Origin of the sequence: Shewanella sp. BJSY2023SW001, from assembly GCF_047314685.1 — a bacterium.
Lineage (GTDB): Bacteria > Pseudomonadota > Gammaproteobacteria > Enterobacterales > Shewanellaceae > Shewanella > Shewanella indica.
On the sequence record NZ_JBKORF010000066.1, the window covers coordinates 54,325 to 70,079 of the forward strand.

Annotated in this window: 13 protein-coding genes; 5 read left to right on the forward strand and 8 right to left on the reverse strand. The window is 52.9% G+C overall.

Translation table 11 applies throughout. From position 1 onward, the window contains the following. Positions 1 to 97: 97 nt before the first annotated feature. From prc to ACMHXH_RS15130, 4 genes are all read right to left on the reverse strand, one after another. Positions 98 to 2,161: a carboxy terminal-processing peptidase gene (prc, locus tag ACMHXH_RS15115; protein ID WP_039033240.1), complete on the reverse strand. Its 2,064-nt coding sequence runs from the start codon at positions 2,159 to 2,161 to the stop codon at positions 98 to 100. A 30-nt stretch (positions 2,162 to 2,191) separates the two neighbouring features. Next, positions 2,192 to 2,848: an RNA chaperone ProQ gene (gene proQ, locus ACMHXH_RS15120; protein ID WP_039033241.1), complete on the reverse strand. Its 657-nt coding sequence runs from the start codon at positions 2,846 to 2,848 to the stop codon at positions 2,192 to 2,194. A gap of 263 nt (positions 2,849 to 3,111) precedes the next feature. Then, the gene (locus ACMHXH_RS15125; protein WP_039033242.1) at positions 3,112 to 3,570 is read right to left on the reverse strand and encodes a GAF domain-containing protein; all 459 of its coding nucleotides are present in this window, start codon (positions 3,568 to 3,570) and stop codon (positions 3,112 to 3,114) included. Between the two features lie 13 nt (positions 3,571 to 3,583). Continuing rightward, positions 3,584 to 3,871, reverse strand: coding sequence for a YebG family protein (locus tag ACMHXH_RS15130; protein WP_039033243.1), 288 nt, complete (start codon positions 3,869 to 3,871; stop codon positions 3,584 to 3,586). 195 nt (positions 3,872 to 4,066) lie between these two features. Between ACMHXH_RS15130 and ACMHXH_RS15135 the strand changes: the two genes are divergently transcribed. The 3 genes from ACMHXH_RS15135 to ACMHXH_RS15145 are packed head-to-tail and all read left to right on the forward strand — an operon-like array spanning position 4,067 to position 7,941. Then, the gene (locus ACMHXH_RS15135) at positions 4,067 to 4,714 is read left to right on the forward strand and encodes a paraquat-inducible protein A (RefSeq protein WP_039033313.1); all 648 of its coding nucleotides are present in this window, start codon (positions 4,067 to 4,069) and stop codon (positions 4,712 to 4,714) included. After that, positions 4,704 to 5,342 carry a paraquat-inducible protein A gene (locus tag ACMHXH_RS15140; RefSeq protein ID WP_233962371.1) on the forward strand — a complete coding sequence of 213 codons (639 nt, stop codon included), beginning with the start codon at positions 4,704 to 4,706 and terminating at the stop codon, positions 5,340 to 5,342. Before ACMHXH_RS15135 ends, ACMHXH_RS15140 begins: the two co-directional genes overlap by 11 nt. After that, positions 5,320 to 7,941, forward strand: a complete 2,622-nt coding sequence (locus tag ACMHXH_RS15145; RefSeq protein WP_335912192.1) for a PqiB family protein — start codon at positions 5,320 to 5,322, stop codon at positions 7,939 to 7,941. Before ACMHXH_RS15140 ends, ACMHXH_RS15145 begins: the two co-directional genes overlap by 23 nt. Positions 7,942 to 8,003: 62 nt before the next feature. On the opposite strand, the gene ACMHXH_RS15150 is transcribed toward ACMHXH_RS15145, so the two are convergent. Beyond that, on the reverse strand, positions 8,004 to 9,230 hold the full coding sequence (locus tag ACMHXH_RS15150) for a nucleoside recognition domain-containing protein (RefSeq protein WP_144361338.1): 1,227 nt from the start codon (positions 9,228 to 9,230) through the stop codon (positions 8,004 to 8,006). 71 nt (positions 9,231 to 9,301) lie between these two features. Here ACMHXH_RS15150 and rsmF point away from each other — a divergent pair, with 71 nt between their 5' ends. Together rsmF and ACMHXH_RS15160 are read left to right on the forward strand one after the other, a co-directional pair. Continuing rightward, entirely contained in the window at positions 9,302 to 10,705 is a 1,404-nt protein-coding gene (gene rsmF / locus ACMHXH_RS15155) for a 16S rRNA (cytosine(1407)-C(5))-methyltransferase RsmF (RefSeq protein ID WP_335912191.1), read from the forward strand. A 476-nt stretch (positions 10,706 to 11,181) separates the two neighbouring features. Beyond that, positions 11,182 to 11,601 carry a secondary thiamine-phosphate synthase enzyme YjbQ gene (locus ACMHXH_RS15160; protein WP_335912190.1) on the forward strand — a complete coding sequence of 140 codons (420 nt, stop codon included), beginning with the start codon at positions 11,182 to 11,184 and terminating at the stop codon, positions 11,599 to 11,601. A gap of 130 nt (positions 11,602 to 11,731) precedes the next feature. Here ACMHXH_RS15160 and ACMHXH_RS15165 read toward each other — a convergent pair whose 3' ends face one another. From ACMHXH_RS15165 to ACMHXH_RS15175, 3 genes are all read right to left on the reverse strand, one after another. Next, complete coding sequence (locus ACMHXH_RS15165) at positions 11,732 to 12,946, reverse strand: RsmB/NOP family class I SAM-dependent RNA methyltransferase (RefSeq protein ID WP_039033249.1); 1,215 nt, start codon at positions 12,944 to 12,946, stop codon at positions 11,732 to 11,734. Positions 12,947 to 13,166: 220 nt separating this feature from the next. After that, positions 13,167 to 14,084: a pseudouridine-5'-phosphate glycosidase gene (locus tag ACMHXH_RS15170; protein WP_039033250.1), complete on the reverse strand. Its 918-nt coding sequence runs from the start codon at positions 14,082 to 14,084 to the stop codon at positions 13,167 to 13,169. Further along, positions 14,078 to 15,169: a PfkB family carbohydrate kinase gene (locus tag ACMHXH_RS15175; protein ID WP_335912189.1), complete on the reverse strand. Its 1,092-nt coding sequence runs from the start codon at positions 15,167 to 15,169 to the stop codon at positions 14,078 to 14,080. The genes ACMHXH_RS15170 and ACMHXH_RS15175 overlap by 7 nt, the downstream gene beginning before the upstream one ends. Between the last annotated feature and the right edge of the window lie 586 nt (positions 15,170 to 15,755).

Below are 15,755 nucleotides of genomic sequence, written 5' to 3' on the forward strand. Positions count from 1 at the left end.
CAGTCGCTGAGTTCGTTGACTGATCTTGCCTCTGTGAGCGCTGGAAGCAAACAAAAAACGCGCAATCAGCGCGTTTTTATGTTTCCTGGATCCAGCATCAATTTGCGCTGTTTTTTGCCAATTTCTGATAGTCCACCATATCCAAAGTGATATAGACGGCTTCATCGAGGAAGGCATCCGGAGTCTCGATTTTTTTCTCATCTTCGGAGACATTTTCATCGTCATCCAGAGACTTCAAGGGCTCGAGACCATGGTCAACCCGACGTTCGTTGAGGCGGGCCAACTGTTTTTGATCGTCCTTATCCCGTTCGGCCAGACGCTCGCTTTCCACCAGAGAAACACTCTTCTCTTTATGGTGTTTCTTGAACTCGCCTATATCCTGCAGTATATAACCGAACTCAACGTCCTGCTGTATCCTACTCTGGTGGCGTTTCGCAAGATTGCTGACCATCTCTGCGCCAATTTCACCCAAAGGCTGGTACTTGGCGACAGGGACCTTATCCCATGGCAGAGCATTGTCTTCTTCCGCTTCACCGTATTCACCCGGCTCCAACGCACTGGGGAACGGGATATCCGGAGTCACCCCTTTCAACTGGGTGCTGCCACCATTGATACGGTAGAATTTGGCTATGGTGTACTGCACATGACCAACCGGCTTTTCATACAGGTCGTAGATACGGCCAAGGCTCTTGTGCTGCTGCACTGTGCCCTTACCGAATGTCGATTCACCAATAATCAAGGCGCGGCCATAATCCTGCAATGCAGCGGCAAAAATTTCCGAGGCCGAGGCCGAGTAACGGTCAACCATCACTGTGAGTGGGCCGTCGTAATAGCTCTTGCCGTCGTTGTCACGGTTTTCACTGATGCGACCATTGGCGTCACGAATTTGCACCACAGGTCCCTGGTCGATAAACAGCCCAGTGAGCAAGGTTGCTTCAGTCAAGGCGCCACCACCGTTACCGCGCAGGTCAACAATCACACCTTCAACCTTAGCTTCATTAAGGGTTTGTAACTCTTTGGCCACATCACGGGATAAGTCCATATAGAAGCCAGGGATCTGAATAACACCGATTTTACGCTGGGCGTAAGGACCGGTATCCGGCTCAACTATCTTGGAAGTCGCCGCCCTGTCTTCGAGACGGATTTTGTCCCGCACCACAGTCACATTGATGGGTTTAGCATTGGAGCCGCCTTTTTTGGGCAGCACCTGCAGGGTTACTTTGCTACCTTTGGGGCCCTTGATGAGCTCAACCACGTCATCCAGACGCCAGCCGATCACATCGACCATCTCCTTGCCTTCCTGACCCACACCGACAATTTTATCTTCCGGCGCCAACTTCTCACTCAGCGCTGCCGGGCCACCAGCCACCAGACTCTTGATAACCGTGTAGTCATCTTCCATCTGCAACACGGCACCTATCCCTTCCAGGCTCAGGTTCATCTCCATCTGGAAACGTTCGGCATTACGGGGAGACAGATAACTGGTGTGCGGCTCGACACTGCGGGCAAAGGCATTCATCAGCCCCTGGAACACGTCTTCGCTGTTGGTTTGCTTCAGGCGTTTGATGGCGTTGTTGTAGCGCTTACCCAGCATTTCAACAATCTCCGGCCACTCTTTACCGGTAAGCTTAAGGTTAAGGGCATCGTACTTGACCCGCTGACGCCACAGCTCATTGAGCTCTGCCTCGTCCTTGGGCCAGGCGGCATCTTTACGATCAAAGACATAAGCATCGCCTGCCTGATCAAAGTCCATCTCTTTATCGAGCAAACTCAAGGCATAGACAAAACGCTCATAACGGCGCTGCTGCACCAGATCGTACATCTTGTACGCAGGTTCCAGATCGCCGCTACGCACCATATCGTCAAACTGGTTGGCATAGACTTTAAAGCTGTCGATATCGCTCTGCAATAATACATTGCGGCGATAGTCAAGCTGTTCGAGGTAGCGCTTGAAGATCTGCTGAGAAAAAGCATCATCCAGATCGAATCTGTGATAATGGGAGCGACTGAACAGGCCGGTTATCCTTTTACTGGCAACCTTGTGTTGCGGCTCCTGTTGCAGATGGGGTAACTCGCTGACCGGGACTGCCGGTGAGATAGCCAGCGCCTGGGAACCCATAAAGACACTGGCGATCGATGCAGCAAGAATAAATTTTCGCATCAGCAAGTTACTCCTTTCTATTTGATGATTTTACAGCAGAATATGTTCCACACGGACCTTGACTGACAGCCCGGAATCCAGTTGAACGTGAACATCTTCTTTATTGATGTCGAGGATCACACCGGCTACCGGCGTCATACCCAATTTGACATTCACTCGCTGTGAAGGTTTCAGCTCTTCCAACACGGCTGGAACCAGTTCCACGGCTGGAGCAGCGGGCTTCGGCTTGCGGGCCACTTTCTTGTCACTACGAGGACGCTCGTTGCGGGGCTTATCCCCCTGAGGACGTGGCTTGCGCGCAGGCCTGTTTTTCTTGGCTTCGCCTTCTTTGGCAGGCTCAGCCGCACGGCGGGCCTTGGCCTTTTCCTGGCTCTCTTTCAGCGTGGCCTTGGCATGTTCAATATGCTCCGGATCCAGCTCGCCGCAAGGGTTACCATCGAGATCCACTCGCTGTGCGCCTTCCTTGATGCACTTAAGATAACGCCAACTGTTGGTGTAGCGTCTCAGGGCGACCCTAAGTTGGGTCTTACTGACTTTGGAATCATCAGCCAACCTTTCAGCCAAATCCTGAAACAGTCCTATCTTCAGTGGTTTGGTTTCTCCTTCAGCGATAAAGCACAAAGGAAATGTTTCATACAAATACGCCAGAATAGCGTTGGTGTCGGTCAACTTTTCTGTTGATTCCATCATTACTTCCACAGTTAACAGGGGACGTCAGTGGTCAGTTAGGTCTGCTGTACTCACGGCGTCGTTCATCTTCGTTAACCCCTTGGGGGATAACGTACAAATTAGCATGCATTCAGCCATAGCCAAAGGCATGACACAAAACTTAACATTTCAGCCTGATACGACCAAGCACCACAAACGGTCATTTGGCCCTCAGAGCAGCCGCCTATTATAAGCTGCGTGCGCCTTATTGCGACCATCAATTGTGGCAGATTGTACGGGAATTAACCAAATAAGCACTTTTCCAGACTCTGCACCAGGCTCTCCAGTCCGGTTTGATCCTCTTTATCGAAACGCGACAGGCTGGGGCTGTCGATATCCAGTACGGCAATCAGCTCACCCTTTTGGTAAACAGGGATCACAATTTCCGAGTTACTGGCGGCATCACAAGCGATATGTCCGGCAAACTGATGTACATCCTCAACCAACTGAGTCTCGGCCTTGGCAGCCGCGGTGCCACAGACACCTTTACCCATTGGAATTCGGGTGCATGCCAGTTTGCCTTGAAACGGCCCAAGCACCAATTGCTCGCCTTTGAGCAGATAAAAGCCCACCCAATTGATGTCCTCAAGGTGTTCATTCAACAAAGCAGAGAAGTTGGCCATGGCACAAATCATATCGTCTTCACCGGCAAACAGTGCCTGTACCTGACGGTTGAGCGTATCGTAAAACTGAGCTTTCATCTGGGGTTCCGGGTTATGCTTTTTCTGATTCCGTCTTTTTCTTGCTGCTCTTGGCGGGAGCCGGCGCTTTTACCGGGGCGCCCTTGAGCAGATTCGCCAATGTATCTTTATGAGAAGCTAAATAAAAAGCAAGTTTTTCCGTTGTATTATCATCCAATTCCAATTCACTACCTTGGATAAAGGGGATTAAGTTATCCGCGATGTCGAGCATCTTATCGTAGGCGTCAGCCTCCTTCTTAGATGTAAATGTCATCTTCTCAACCCCTTCTCTGACCACAACGTACTGAGTTATAACGGCCATGACCTTCCTCACACTGTTTAAATATACAGTAAATAGATTGACATAAAATGCGCTATAGATGCAAGAGACGCGCTCTTTCTGATAGTATTTGCGAGTTTGTTTTGTCGACTCACTCCAATGGACCACAAGCAGCGCTGTTAGCGTGTTGACGATTAAGCTTGGGTCACCATGGCCAGAACAGGATATATCCAGCATTTGAAAGCGTATAATCCAAGCGACAACAAACCGGACTGCAGCATAGTGCTCTGCCGCGCCTGTGATCTGGCGGTGAGCAAACGTGCCCTGCCCTCCGGCGTCAGAGCGCTTTGTCCAAGATGCCATACGGCGCTTTATGATGCCCCCTACTGCTCCATCAATGGCATGCTGGCGCTATGTATCAGCGCCCTGCTGTTTTATCTGCCCGCCATGCTGCTACCCGTGCTGGAAATGCACTTTCTCGGCAGTGTCAGAACCACGACCGCATACCAGGGCGCCTTGGCGGTGATGGACCAAGGTTATTGGATAGTGGGGATTGCTGTGTTGGTGGCGGCCGTCATCGCCCCCGGAGTACTCAACCTATCGATTTTTATCCAAGTGCTGATCATCAAGGCAGGTCTGGTGCAGCATCACTTCTGGCGAGGGGTTCTCACCTGGCTGCTCAAGAAGCAAGGTCTGCTGTCGCAAATGACCATGCTGGAAATTTATGTGATCAGTTTCCTGGTTTCCGCCTTTCAGTTGTCCGACTTCTCTGATGTTTACTTTGGCATGGGAACCTTTTGTTTTACCATGCTGTTCTTGGTGACTCTCTTCCTGCAGCGCGAATATAACCTGGAGCATATGTGGAGTTTTCTCGATGAAAGCTAAAAAGCAGCTCCAGGGCAAAGACATGGGCCTGTGCAGCTGCCCCGCCTGTAAAAAACTCAATCAGATAGAGGATGAGTATTGCAGCCGCTGCCAAAACCCGCTCAGGCTAAGGGATGAAACCAGTCTGCAAAAAAGCTGGGCTTTGTTGATCACCGCGGCCATCTTGTTGATCCCGGCCAACATCTATCCCATTACCATGCTCACCAAACAGGGCAAGGTCACCTACGACACCATTTTTTCCGGCATCACCCATCTGGTACAGTCGGATATGTTACCCATCGCCATCATAGTCTTTACCGCCAGTATTCTGGTGCCCTGGCTGAAGATTATCGGCCTGGCTTTCTATCTGACGGCGATCAGTTTCAACCTGCCTATCCCCAAACGGCCAATGATGGCCGGGTTTCATATCATAGAATGGATTGGACGCTGGTCTATGCTGGATCTGTTTGTCATATCCATTACCGTTGCCCTGGTTAATATGGGGCAATTGCTGGACGCCAAACCGGCGCCGGCGGCAACCGCGTTTGCCTTGGTCATCCTCTTTACCCAACTTGCGGCCAAGGTGTTGGATACACGTTTACTTTGGGATCAACTGGACACTGAAGATGACGCAAATCGAAAAGCCTAAAATAGTCAAAAAGAAGCTTTTTTCCCCCATCTGGCTGTTACCTATAGTGGCGTTGGCTTTAGGCGCTTGGCTGGGGCTGAAGAGCATTAAGGAGTCCGGCATTGAAGTGCGGATCCACTTCCCCAGTGCCAGCGGTATGGATGTGGGCAAGACACTGGTGCGCTATCAGGGCCTGACCGTCGGCAAGGTGGTGGATATCTCCATCGATGAAGAGCTGCAGGGCGTTAACGTCGATGTCTTGATGGACTACCGCGCCGAGCCTTTCCTCAAGGATGAAACCAAGTTCTGGCTGGTGACACCCAAGGCATCCATCACAGGTGTCGAGGGTTTGGATGCCTTGTTCTCGGGGAACTATATAGGTATTCAACCCGGGGATGGCGATTCGCGTTACCGCTACGAGGCCGAGCGCTCTGCCCCGCCGGTGCTGCCCAGTAATGATGGTTTAGTGATTGAACTGAGCGCCGAGCGCCTTGGCTCACTGGATGTGGGCTCTCCGGTATTCTATCGCCAGGTACCGGTCGGCAGTGTGGTCAGCTATCGACTCGACAACAGCGACAAATTGCTGCTAAGCGCCTTTATTCAGGAGCAATATGCCTATCTGGTCAAAAAGGATTCCCGCTTCTGGAATGTCTCCGGCATAGAGATCAACGCCTCGCTTTCCGGCGTCAAAGTCAGTGCCGAGAGCTTGGCGGCGATACTCGCCGGCGGCATCAACTTTGATTCCCCAGAAAACTCAAAGCATGCAAAGAACGGCGACAACTTCACCCTATACGACAATGAAATAGAAGCCAGTGGCGGCGCCAGCTTTATTCTGTCGGCAAACAACGCCGAAGGCCTCGCCAAGGGCAGCCCCATTCTCTATCGAGGTTTGCCCATAGGGGAAATCGAAGAGATAGCGCTGGCCGATGACGGCGTGGCGCTGCATGCCCGCCTGGACGCCCCCTACTCGAGTCTTTTGACCGGCACGGCGCAGTTTTGGCGTGAAGGCGCCGAGCTGTCACTGTCCGGCATAAAACACCCGGGCCGATTGCTGAGCGGCGATGCCATCGCCTTTCTCCCGGGTACGGGCGAGGCTCAAACCCGTTACGCCTTGGCCGAGCAGGCACCGGATCTCAGCAAGGCCAAGGCGCTAAAGATAACGCTTAGAGCCGATGAAAACCCCGGCATCAGCCCTGAGGCCGAGCTGAGGTACAAGAAGATCGCCATAGGCAAGGTCACTTCAGTTGCCCTGAGCCGGGACTTCAATTCGGTAGAGTACCAGGCCGAGGTGTTGCCCGAATTTGCCCCGTTGCTGACTCAAGGCAGTGACTTCATCGCCGAAGCCGCACTGGACTTCAACGCCTCACTGGATGGCGTCAGCCTCAAGAGCGGCGATTTTGCGACCCTCACCAAGGGCAGTGTCAGCTTAAGACGCGGCCAAAGCCGCAAGGGCGCCGATCTTTCCAAACCGCTGCCGCTGTTTGCCTCGAGTGCCGAGGCCGGCCACTATTACCAAGGCATGGAGCAGCTAAAATGGCAACTCTACAGCGAAGATGGCGCCGACTTGAGCCCGGGCGCACCTGTCTACTACAAGAAGATGCAGATAGGTCAGGTGAAACAGGTCAGTTGGCAGAGCCAGGATGACAGATTTGCCGTTGCGCTCGCCATAGACCATACCTTTGCGCCCCTGCTCAAACCCAATGCCGTGTTTTGGCGCAACCAGGCGGTGTCAATCGATGCCGGACTTTCGGGAGTCAAGCTGGATGTCGCGCCGCTGGCCGGTGCCATCAAGGGCAGTATCAGTTTGGGCTTTTTGGAGCAAGGCGAGCCCAACAATAAGCAGCTTTATGCTTCCGAGTCACTGGCGCGCAATCAGGCCGTTGCCATTGGGCTGAGTTTCCCGGCCAGTGCCACTATCAAACCAGGTGCCGCTATCCGCTATCAGGGGCATCAGATAGGTGAAGTCACCCGGGTAACCTTGAGTGACGATCTCCACAGCCAGCAACTCAGTGCCGTTCTCTATGGCCGCTATGCCGAGCCGTTTCTCAAAAGCGACAGTCGCTACAGCCTGGTCAACGCCGAAATATCCCTTAAGGGCATAAAGGCACCGGAAACCCTGCTGACCGGCGCCTATATCAGTGCCCTGCCGGGCCAAGCCGCCGAAGTAAGCCAACAGTTCAATGGCCAAGTACACACGGCGGTTGCCCCAGAGGCCGATGCGCTGCAACTGGTGCTGAGCAAGCCCAGCCTGGGCTCGGTCAACGTAGGCACAGGGATCTTCTTTCGCGGCATTCAAATTGGCGATGTAACCAGTTACCGGTTGGCGCCCAAGGGCGATGAAGTCTGGATCCAGACTCAGATTGCCGCGCCCTATCGGCATCTTATCAACCAGAGCAGCAGGTTCTACGACTTGTCCGGTATTCGGGTCGATTTGGGGCTGTTTTCCGGAGCCCAAATCGAAACCGGCTCATTGGAAACCATACTCGCCGGCGGCATAGGAGTGGTCACTGAACTCGACAACCAAAGCAGTAAACCGCTTGAAAACCAGAGCCTGATGCCACTTCATGATAAACCCGAGCGCGACTGGCTCGATTGGCGTCCAAGACTCAGCCAGCCATAAAACCCAAACGGGGCTCATCTGAGCCCCGTTTTTTAACTCTGCAATCCTACCTATGTTTCACCTCAGCCATAAAACCAATAACACACCGCAATAGCAGTGCAGATACCCGCCAGATCGGCAAACAAGCCGCAAGCTAGTGCGTGGCGGCCATTGCGGATACCGACGGCACCAAAATACACCGCCAGCACGTAAAAAGTGGTTTCTGTACTGCCCTGGAAAATGGCCGCCAGCCTGCCGGCAAAAGAATCGACGCCGTAATGGGCCATGGTTTCCAGCATCATGGCTCTGGCGCCTGAGCCGCTCAAAGGCTTCATTAGGGCGGTTGGCAAGGCATCGATAAAGCGGCCATCCATCCCCATATGGCTCACCAAAGCGGCAATCACCCCGAGTAGATAATCCAGCGCGCCGGAGGCGCGCAGTAAGGCTATCGCCAGCAACATGGCCAGTAGATAAGGAATCAGCCGCACCGACTGTTCAAACCCCGACTTAGCCCCTTCGATAAACTCATCGTAAACCGCCACCCGCCTGAGCAGCGCCACCAGCACAAAGGCAAAGATGATCCCCAGCAGCAAACCGTTCCCCAGCATGGCGGAGACTTCGCCGATCCGCTCGGCTCCCAGGGTCAACAGGTACATCACACCGGCACTGAGACCGCCGAGCAGTATCGCGCCATAACCCAGCACCACCCAATCCAGTAAACGTATCCTTTGCACCAGCGCCACCAGACTCAAACCTGCCAGGGTCGAGCCCAGGGTCGAAAGCAAAATAGGCAGGAAAATATCGGCAGGATCAGCCGCCCCTTGCTGCGCCCGGTACAGAAAAACCGTCACGGGCACCAAAGTCACGGAAGAGGTATTGAGCACCAAAAACAGGATCTGGGCGTTGGTGGCGGTCTTCTTGTCGGGGTTCAGGCTTTGCAGGTCCGCCATCGCCTTAAGTCCCAATGGCGTGGCGGCATTGTCCAACCCCAGCATATTGGCGGTCAGGTTCATGGTGACGCTGCCATAGGCGGGATGGCCTCTTGGTACCTCCGGCATCAGCTTGCTGAGCAGCGGCTCAAACACCCAGGCGATGGCTGCAACCACTCCGGCTTTTTCCCCGAGACGCATCAGCCCCATCCACAGGGTCAACACCCCAATCAATCCCAGCGCTATTTCGGCGGCCAGTTTGGCGCTGTCAAACATCGCCGTGACAGACTCATTGAGAACGGTCGCATCGCCGCTCATCAAACGCAGCAAAATCGCTCCGAGCGCGATAATAAAGAACAGACTCCAAACCCGGTTCAACACCTAAAACACCCCACAGTCGCCGCGCCCGAGTGTGCTATACTGCCGCCATCCCGGGGTCACCCTTTTTGTTTATGGTTCAATTAAATCAGAATTTTATCAACAGTATCGCCAAGGATCTGCCTGAACATCTCAAGCTCGAGGATTTTATTCACTTTTGCAGCTTACCATTGAGAGCCGCCTTGCGGGTCAACACCCTCAAAATCAGCGTCGATGAATTCCTCTCGAGAATGCAAGCCAAAGGCTGGCAGTTTGAAACCATTCCCTGGTGCCCAGAAGGCTTTTGGTACCAGGCGGGTGATAGCCAACCCGGAAACTGTATCGAACATCAGCAAGGGCTGTTTTACATTCAGGAGGCGAGCTCCATGCTGCCACCCGCGGCGCTGCTTGAACCGGGAATGGAGCGGGTGCTGGATATGGCCTCGGCGCCGGGATCCAAGACCACACAAATGGCGGCCATGATGGCCAATGGAGGCGTGCTGATCGCCAACGAATACTCCTCCAGCCGCGTCAAAGTGCTTCATGCCAATCTGCAGAGAATGGGGGTCAGCAATACGGCACTGACCCACTTCGATGCCAGGGTGTTCGGCCAATACCAGTATGAATCCATGGATGCCGTGTTGCTCGATGCCCCCTGTAGCGGTGAAGGTACGGTACGTAAGGATCCGGATGCCCTCAAACACTGGGATCCACAGGAGATAGCCGACATTGCCGCCACCCAGAGGGATCTGATAGATTCCGCCTTTCTGGCACTTAAGCCAGGCGGGGTAATGGTGTACTCCACCTGTACCCTCAACAGCCAGGAAAACCAGGCGGTACTGCAACACCTTAAGCAAAAATATGGCGCTGCCGTGGTCTTTGAGTCACTTGATTCACTGTTTACCGGGGCAGAGAAAGCCTGCACTGCCGAGGGTTTCCTGCATATTTGGCCGCAAATCTATGACAGCGAAGGTTTCTTTGTTGCCAAGGTGCGTAAGCTGAGTTCAGTGGCACGCGAAAGTGATGAACCCAAACAGCAAAAGCAGTTTCCTTTCACTCCCGCCAGTACCAAACAGCAACAGGCCATCGCCGCCGAGCTGCAGCGGTTGCTTGGCAAAACGCTTCCCGAAGGCAGCCTCTGGATAAGGGATCAGGAGTACTGGCTGTTTCCCAGCGACTTTGAGCCCTTTATCGGCAAGATGCGTTATCAACGTATCGGCCTTAAACTTGCCGATGACAGTAAGCATGGGTTGAAACTGCGCCATGAAGCCTTAATGGCCTTGGGAGTAACCGCCGACAAGGGTTATGAAGTTACAGAGCCTGAGGCTCAGGCTTATCTGATGGGACGGGATATCGCGCTGGATGGCAGTGAAAAGGCCCGTGGTGAGCTGGTATTGACCTGGGGCGGGCAAGTGCTTGGGCTGGGTAAACATCTGGGCAACCGGCTGAAAAACAATCTACCGCGGGAACTGGTCAAAGACAAAATTTGTCTGTCCTGAACCCAAACACTAAGCTGCTATAGTTAGTATTCCATTAAAAAGAGTGGATTACCCGGTCAATCTGTTTGAGCGCTCGCATTTTGGTTATACCTTATAACAATTAATGCTAACAAATCCACTGTCTAAATGCATCTTTCAGCGGTTATCGGCTAATATTTATTCAGAGATAGCCAACCCTGTCGGATCTCAACATTAGCGCACGGCTCAACCATGAGCCATTCCCCTAGGCCCAAAACAATTGGAATAGTTTTGGGCCTTTTTTTGCCCACTTTCCAGCTGAATAACAGCTCATAACTTTTATTTACTGCCACTAAGGTTACAACAAACCAGGTAAACACCTTATCACCCGGGCATTTAATATCCTGCTCTGCGGTTAGGGCAGGCACCTCTTCTTCTTGGAGTGACAACATTGAAAGAGATACAATGCATTGTCTAAAGGCTGTTTCTTTTGATGTTAACCGTTTTAAGGAGTGCCAATGTGGCGTCAGCAACAATTGACCTTAAGCCCCAAGCAACGTGGTTTTCATTTAATAAGCGATGATATTGCCAAGGCTCTTGATGATATGCCTTACGTCAGTTGCGGCCTGTTGCACCTGCAACTGCTGCATACCTCTGCCTCGCTGACGCTCAACGAAAACGCCGATCCCACGGTGCGGCAGGATTTTGAGGCTTGGTTCAATCACGCCGTGGCCGAAAATACCTCTTACTTTCGCCACACCTATGAGGGCGCCGATGATATGCCGGCCCATATTAAATCCAGCCTGCTGGGCACCAGTTTGCTACTGCCTGTCAGCGCCGGAGAACTGGCACTGGGTACTTGGCAAGGGATCTATCTTGGCGAGCACAGAGACAATGGCGGTCGGCGCCGCCTGCTGTTGACCCTGCAGGGGGAATAAAGCGGCAAGACTAGGCAAACCGGTAAGTGTGAGCGGCGCGGTTTTTGTTGAGATGCTTTTGTTGAGATGCTTTTTGAGGCGGATGTAAAACCGCCTGTTTAAGTCAATATGACTCAAACAGGCTTGATTGTTACTCGGCTATCCGCTCAATTCTTGCCAGATAGAAGCCATCGAAACCGGTTTTGGCCGGGCTGATGGTTTCCTCATCGAGTAAGCGGAAATGGCTTTGCTGCTTCAGAAAACGCGCTACCTGCTGCTCGTTTTCCTGCGGCATAATCGAGCAAGTGGCATAAACCAGGATCCCGCCCACCTTCACCATGCGGCTGTAACTGCCGAGAATATGCTCCTGCAGCTCCATCAGCACCGGCAAGCGCTCAGGGGTATCACGCCATTTGGTGTCCGGGTTGCGTTTCAGCACCCCAAGTCCTGAGCAAGGCACATCCAAAAGTACCCTGTCGGCGCTGAGTTTCAAACGTTTGATAGTCTTGCTGGATGCAATAAGCCGGGTTTCCACATTGTGGGCGCCGGCGCGGCGGGCCCGCTGCTTAAGGTTATCCAGCTTCCACTGCTCGACATCCATCGCCAGTAATCGTCCCTTGCCCTGCATTTTGGCGGCCAGGTGCAGCGTCTTGCCGCCGGCACCGGCGCAGGCATCAATGACCCGCATCCCGGGTTCAACCCCAAGGGCTTCGGCAACATGTTGCGAGCCGGCATCCTGCTGCTCAAACCAGCCCGACTTAAAGCATTCGGTGCGAAACAGCGCTGAATCGGAAATCACTTCAAGAGCACTGGCAACCTCGGGGACTTCACAAGTCTCCACCCCTTCCTTGGCAAGACGAGCCTTGAGTTCTTCCCGGCTGCACTTAAGTAAATTGGTGCGCAGATAACGTTTGGGGGCCTGAGTCAAGGCGTGGCGCTCCGCCGGCCAGTTGTCCCCCAGTTGTTCACTCCCTAGCGCTTCGAGCCATTGCGGGCAACCATCGAGCAGCGCAGGCTGTGCTTGGGCCGCCGCCATCCGCTGCTCAAGCAGTTCACTGTCCATCTGCAGCGCGTAGCGCATTTTCGGCAGCTCAAGGCCATTGGCCATATGCCAGGCGTTGATGAGCCTGGTGCCTTCACGCTCAATTTGCTCCGCTGCAACATCAGCCAAAAAACTGTAATAACTTAAACGGCGCAAAATATCCCCGGTGACCAGAGCAATTCTGGCTTGCTCCCAAGGCTTGAGCCGCTCAGGTGCAAACTGCTTTGAGTAGGCGCGGTCCAGTGGCGCACCTTGAGTCAGTACCTGATTGAGAATCGCAATGACCAGCTCACTGGCATGTTCACTAAGCGGGGAGTTAAGCATATTTGGGCCTCGGGATGGAAAACCGCTGGATCATAGGAGTTCGCCCCCGGCTCTGCAAGGGGCTTGAGTGGCTTTGGCCGGATTAATCCCGTTTTAAGACACTATTTACCCGATTTGAGCTTTGGCATGCTTTGGCTCAGGGGCGATATGTCATCCCAAAAGAAACCCGGCAATCGCCGGGTTGGTTGAGTTAGCTCAAGTAACCTTGAATGCCGTCTTGTTAACGAGCCACGTACTCGCGGGCAATCTCAGCCGCCAGCTTGGCATTGTTGTATACCAGCTCTATGTTGGCAGTCAGGCTGTGACCTTCGGTAATTTCGGCAACTTTGGCCAACAGGAACGGCGTTGAAGCCTTGCCGCCTATGCCTTTCTCATCCATTTCAGTCACTGCGCGGGCGATGGCACCATCGATCAGTGCTTTATCCAACGCATGCTCATGGGGAATTGGGTTGGCAATCACCATACCGCCCTTAAGCCCCATGTCCCACTTGGCTTTCATGGCAGCAGCGACCTCTACCGGCTGCTCCAAGCGATAGTCGACGCCGAAGTCACTCTCGCGAGTGTAGAAAGCCGGCAGTTTATCGGTTTGGAAACCAACGACAGGCACGCCTTGCGTTTCCAGATATTCACGGGTCAGGCCCAGATCCAGAATAGACTTGGCACCGGCACAAACCACGGCCACATCTGTGTTGGCCAGCTCCTGCAAATCGGCAGAGATATCGAAAGTTTGCTGAGCGCCGCGGTGTACACCACCGATACCACCGGTAGCAAACACCTTAATACCGGCCATTGCGGCCAGGATCATGGTAGAAGCAACCGTGGTGGCACCGTCTGCACCTTTGGCGACAATAAAGGGAATGTCGCGGCGACTGGTTTTAATCACGGCTTCACCGGCCTTGCCCAGGTAATTGATCTCTTCCTGGCTCATGCCCACTTTAAGGCGGCCCTTGAGAATGGCGATAGTTGCAGGCACAGCGCCATTATCACGGATGATCTGCTCCACCTTGAGCGCTGTCTCAACGTTCTGCGGATACGGCATACCATGAGAAATAATGGTCGACTCCAGTGCGACCACCGGCTTGCCTTGTTCCAGGGCTGCTTGAACTTCAGGATGAATATCCAGATACTGCTTCAGCATAACGACTCCTTGATAATACGGTTTACAGAGATTTCAGACATATTGGGGTTGATAGTCGCGATATGAGACAGCGCCAAACGGGCCGCTGCCATCGCAAATTCTGTGGTTTCCAGCAATGGCCACTGCTTGAGCCAACCGTGAGCCAATCCGGCCAGGAAGGCATCTCCGGCGCCATTGGCGTTGACCATTTCCACCTGCTTGGTGGGCACCATCTGCGACTCGCCGCCATCACTGACAAATACCCCTTCACTGCCCATACTGAGGAAGATCCGCTTGACGCCCTGTTCATGGAACCAGTTAGCGATGGCGCTTAAGTCTTCTTTGCTGCGCATTTCGATGCCGGAGAGGTGTTCGGCTTCCTTGAGGTTGGGTTTGAGGGTGTGGATGGCGTTGAGATAAGGCTTGATTTTCATCGCCTTGACACAGGAAACCGTGTCAATAAATACCGGAACTTGAGGAAAGTTGCTCAAAAGATAGGATAAGGCGGCTTCAGAAAGGTTGGTATCCAACACCAGAAGTTCGGCGCGGCGCAGCATATCTTCCAGCCCTTTGAGCACTTCAGGGCCCAATCTTTCAAGAATGGCCATGTCATTGATGGCTACATGCATATCGGCGTCGCCATCCAATACCGAAAGATAGGTGGAGGTCACCGCGTCTTCAAACTGCAAGCTGTTGCCCATATCGACGCCGGCCTGACGACACTGGGCGGTAATCATCTCACCATAAGCGTCTTTGCCTATCGCCGTCACCAATCGAGTATCTGAACCCAGGCGCGCCAGGTTTTCGGCAATGTTGCGCCCAACACCGCCGGGTGAGCAACTGACGCAGCCAGGATTGGAATCCCCTACCCTTAGCTTGGAAGTCGGCCGACCAAGAATATCCATATTGGCACCGCCTATCACGACAGCATAGGGGTTCTCCACCAGGATATAACCCTTACCACGGATCACACCTTTATGAGTCAGGTTCATGATATGACCTGCGACTGCCGAGCGGGTTATGCCCAATTGATCAGCTAGTTTTTGTTGTGGGATCAATGGGTCAGCTTTAATCAGGGCCAGAATTTCGAGTTCACGTTCTGTCATTGGCGCGCTCCTGCACAAACATTTGTTTACGTGACAAACTTTTGTTTGCACAATAAACACTATATGAAGTGTAGGCAAGTAAAATTTAACCCCGAATGATAACTTCGTGATCCACCCAACAAACCCCAACAAATCCCAACAAGTAGGAAACAAGGTTTAACCACTACATATCAGTGAGTTGCGTTATAAATTACACCTAAGATTAACAGGTGCTTTGGGGGGCAAAGTTAACCGCAACAAATTAGAGGCTGAGCTATGCTGTTGATTAAAGAAACTCAACAAAATGGGAGACTTCGGCGAGTAAAATAAATTGCCGGACAGCCTCTTCCGCCAAAGAGTTGGTAGTTCCATTGCTGCAGAACTCAACTCGCTTTCATTCAGATACCTTGACAGCCATTTGGAGACAACCAAAGCCGGTGACCCTTTTTCGCATCAAAGTAACAGAGCTCTGATGAGACATAGAAAAATGGCGGGTTTTCTCAATAGGTTATACTATACCTTTCCATATCAGGGTTTATTCAGTCACGAAAATGATGAACATATATACACCTTTTACAGATCGCGTCGGCTACACGTCAGTCGTCTG

Excerpts from the sequence above, each read along its gene's own strand:
- prc (WP_039033240.1), bottom strand. The coding sequence starts at position 2,161 with ATGCGAAAATTTATTCTTGCTGCATCGATCGCCAGTGTCTTTATGGGT.
- proQ (WP_039033241.1), bottom strand. The coding sequence starts at position 2,848 with ATGGAATCAACAGAAAAGTTGACCGACACCAACGCTATTCTGGCGTAT.
- ACMHXH_RS15125 (WP_039033242.1), bottom strand. The coding sequence starts at position 3,570 with ATGAAAGCTCAGTTTTACGATACGCTCAACCGTCAGGTACAGGCACTG.
- ACMHXH_RS15130 (WP_039033243.1), bottom strand. The coding sequence starts at position 3,871 with ATGGCCGTTATAACTCAGTACGTTGTGGTCAGAGAAGGGGTTGAGAAG.
- ACMHXH_RS15140 (WP_233962371.1), top strand. The coding sequence starts at position 4,704 with ATGAAAGCTAAAAAGCAGCTCCAGGGCAAAGACATGGGCCTGTGCAGC.
- ACMHXH_RS15145 (WP_335912192.1), top strand. The coding sequence starts at position 5,320 with ATGACGCAAATCGAAAAGCCTAAAATAGTCAAAAAGAAGCTTTTTTCC.
- rsmF (WP_335912191.1), top strand. The coding sequence starts at position 9,302 with ATGGTTCAATTAAATCAGAATTTTATCAACAGTATCGCCAAGGATCTG.
- ACMHXH_RS15160 (WP_335912190.1), top strand. The coding sequence starts at position 11,182 with ATGTGGCGTCAGCAACAATTGACCTTAAGCCCCAAGCAACGTGGTTTT.
- ACMHXH_RS15165 (WP_039033249.1), bottom strand. The coding sequence starts at position 12,946 with ATGCTTAACTCCCCGCTTAGTGAACATGCCAGTGAGCTGGTCATTGCG.
- ACMHXH_RS15170 (WP_039033250.1), bottom strand. The coding sequence starts at position 14,084 with ATGCTGAAGCAGTATCTGGATATTCATCCTGAAGTTCAAGCAGCCCTG.
- ACMHXH_RS15175 (WP_335912189.1), bottom strand. The coding sequence starts at position 15,169 with ATGACAGAACGTGAACTCGAAATTCTGGCCCTGATTAAAGCTGACCCA.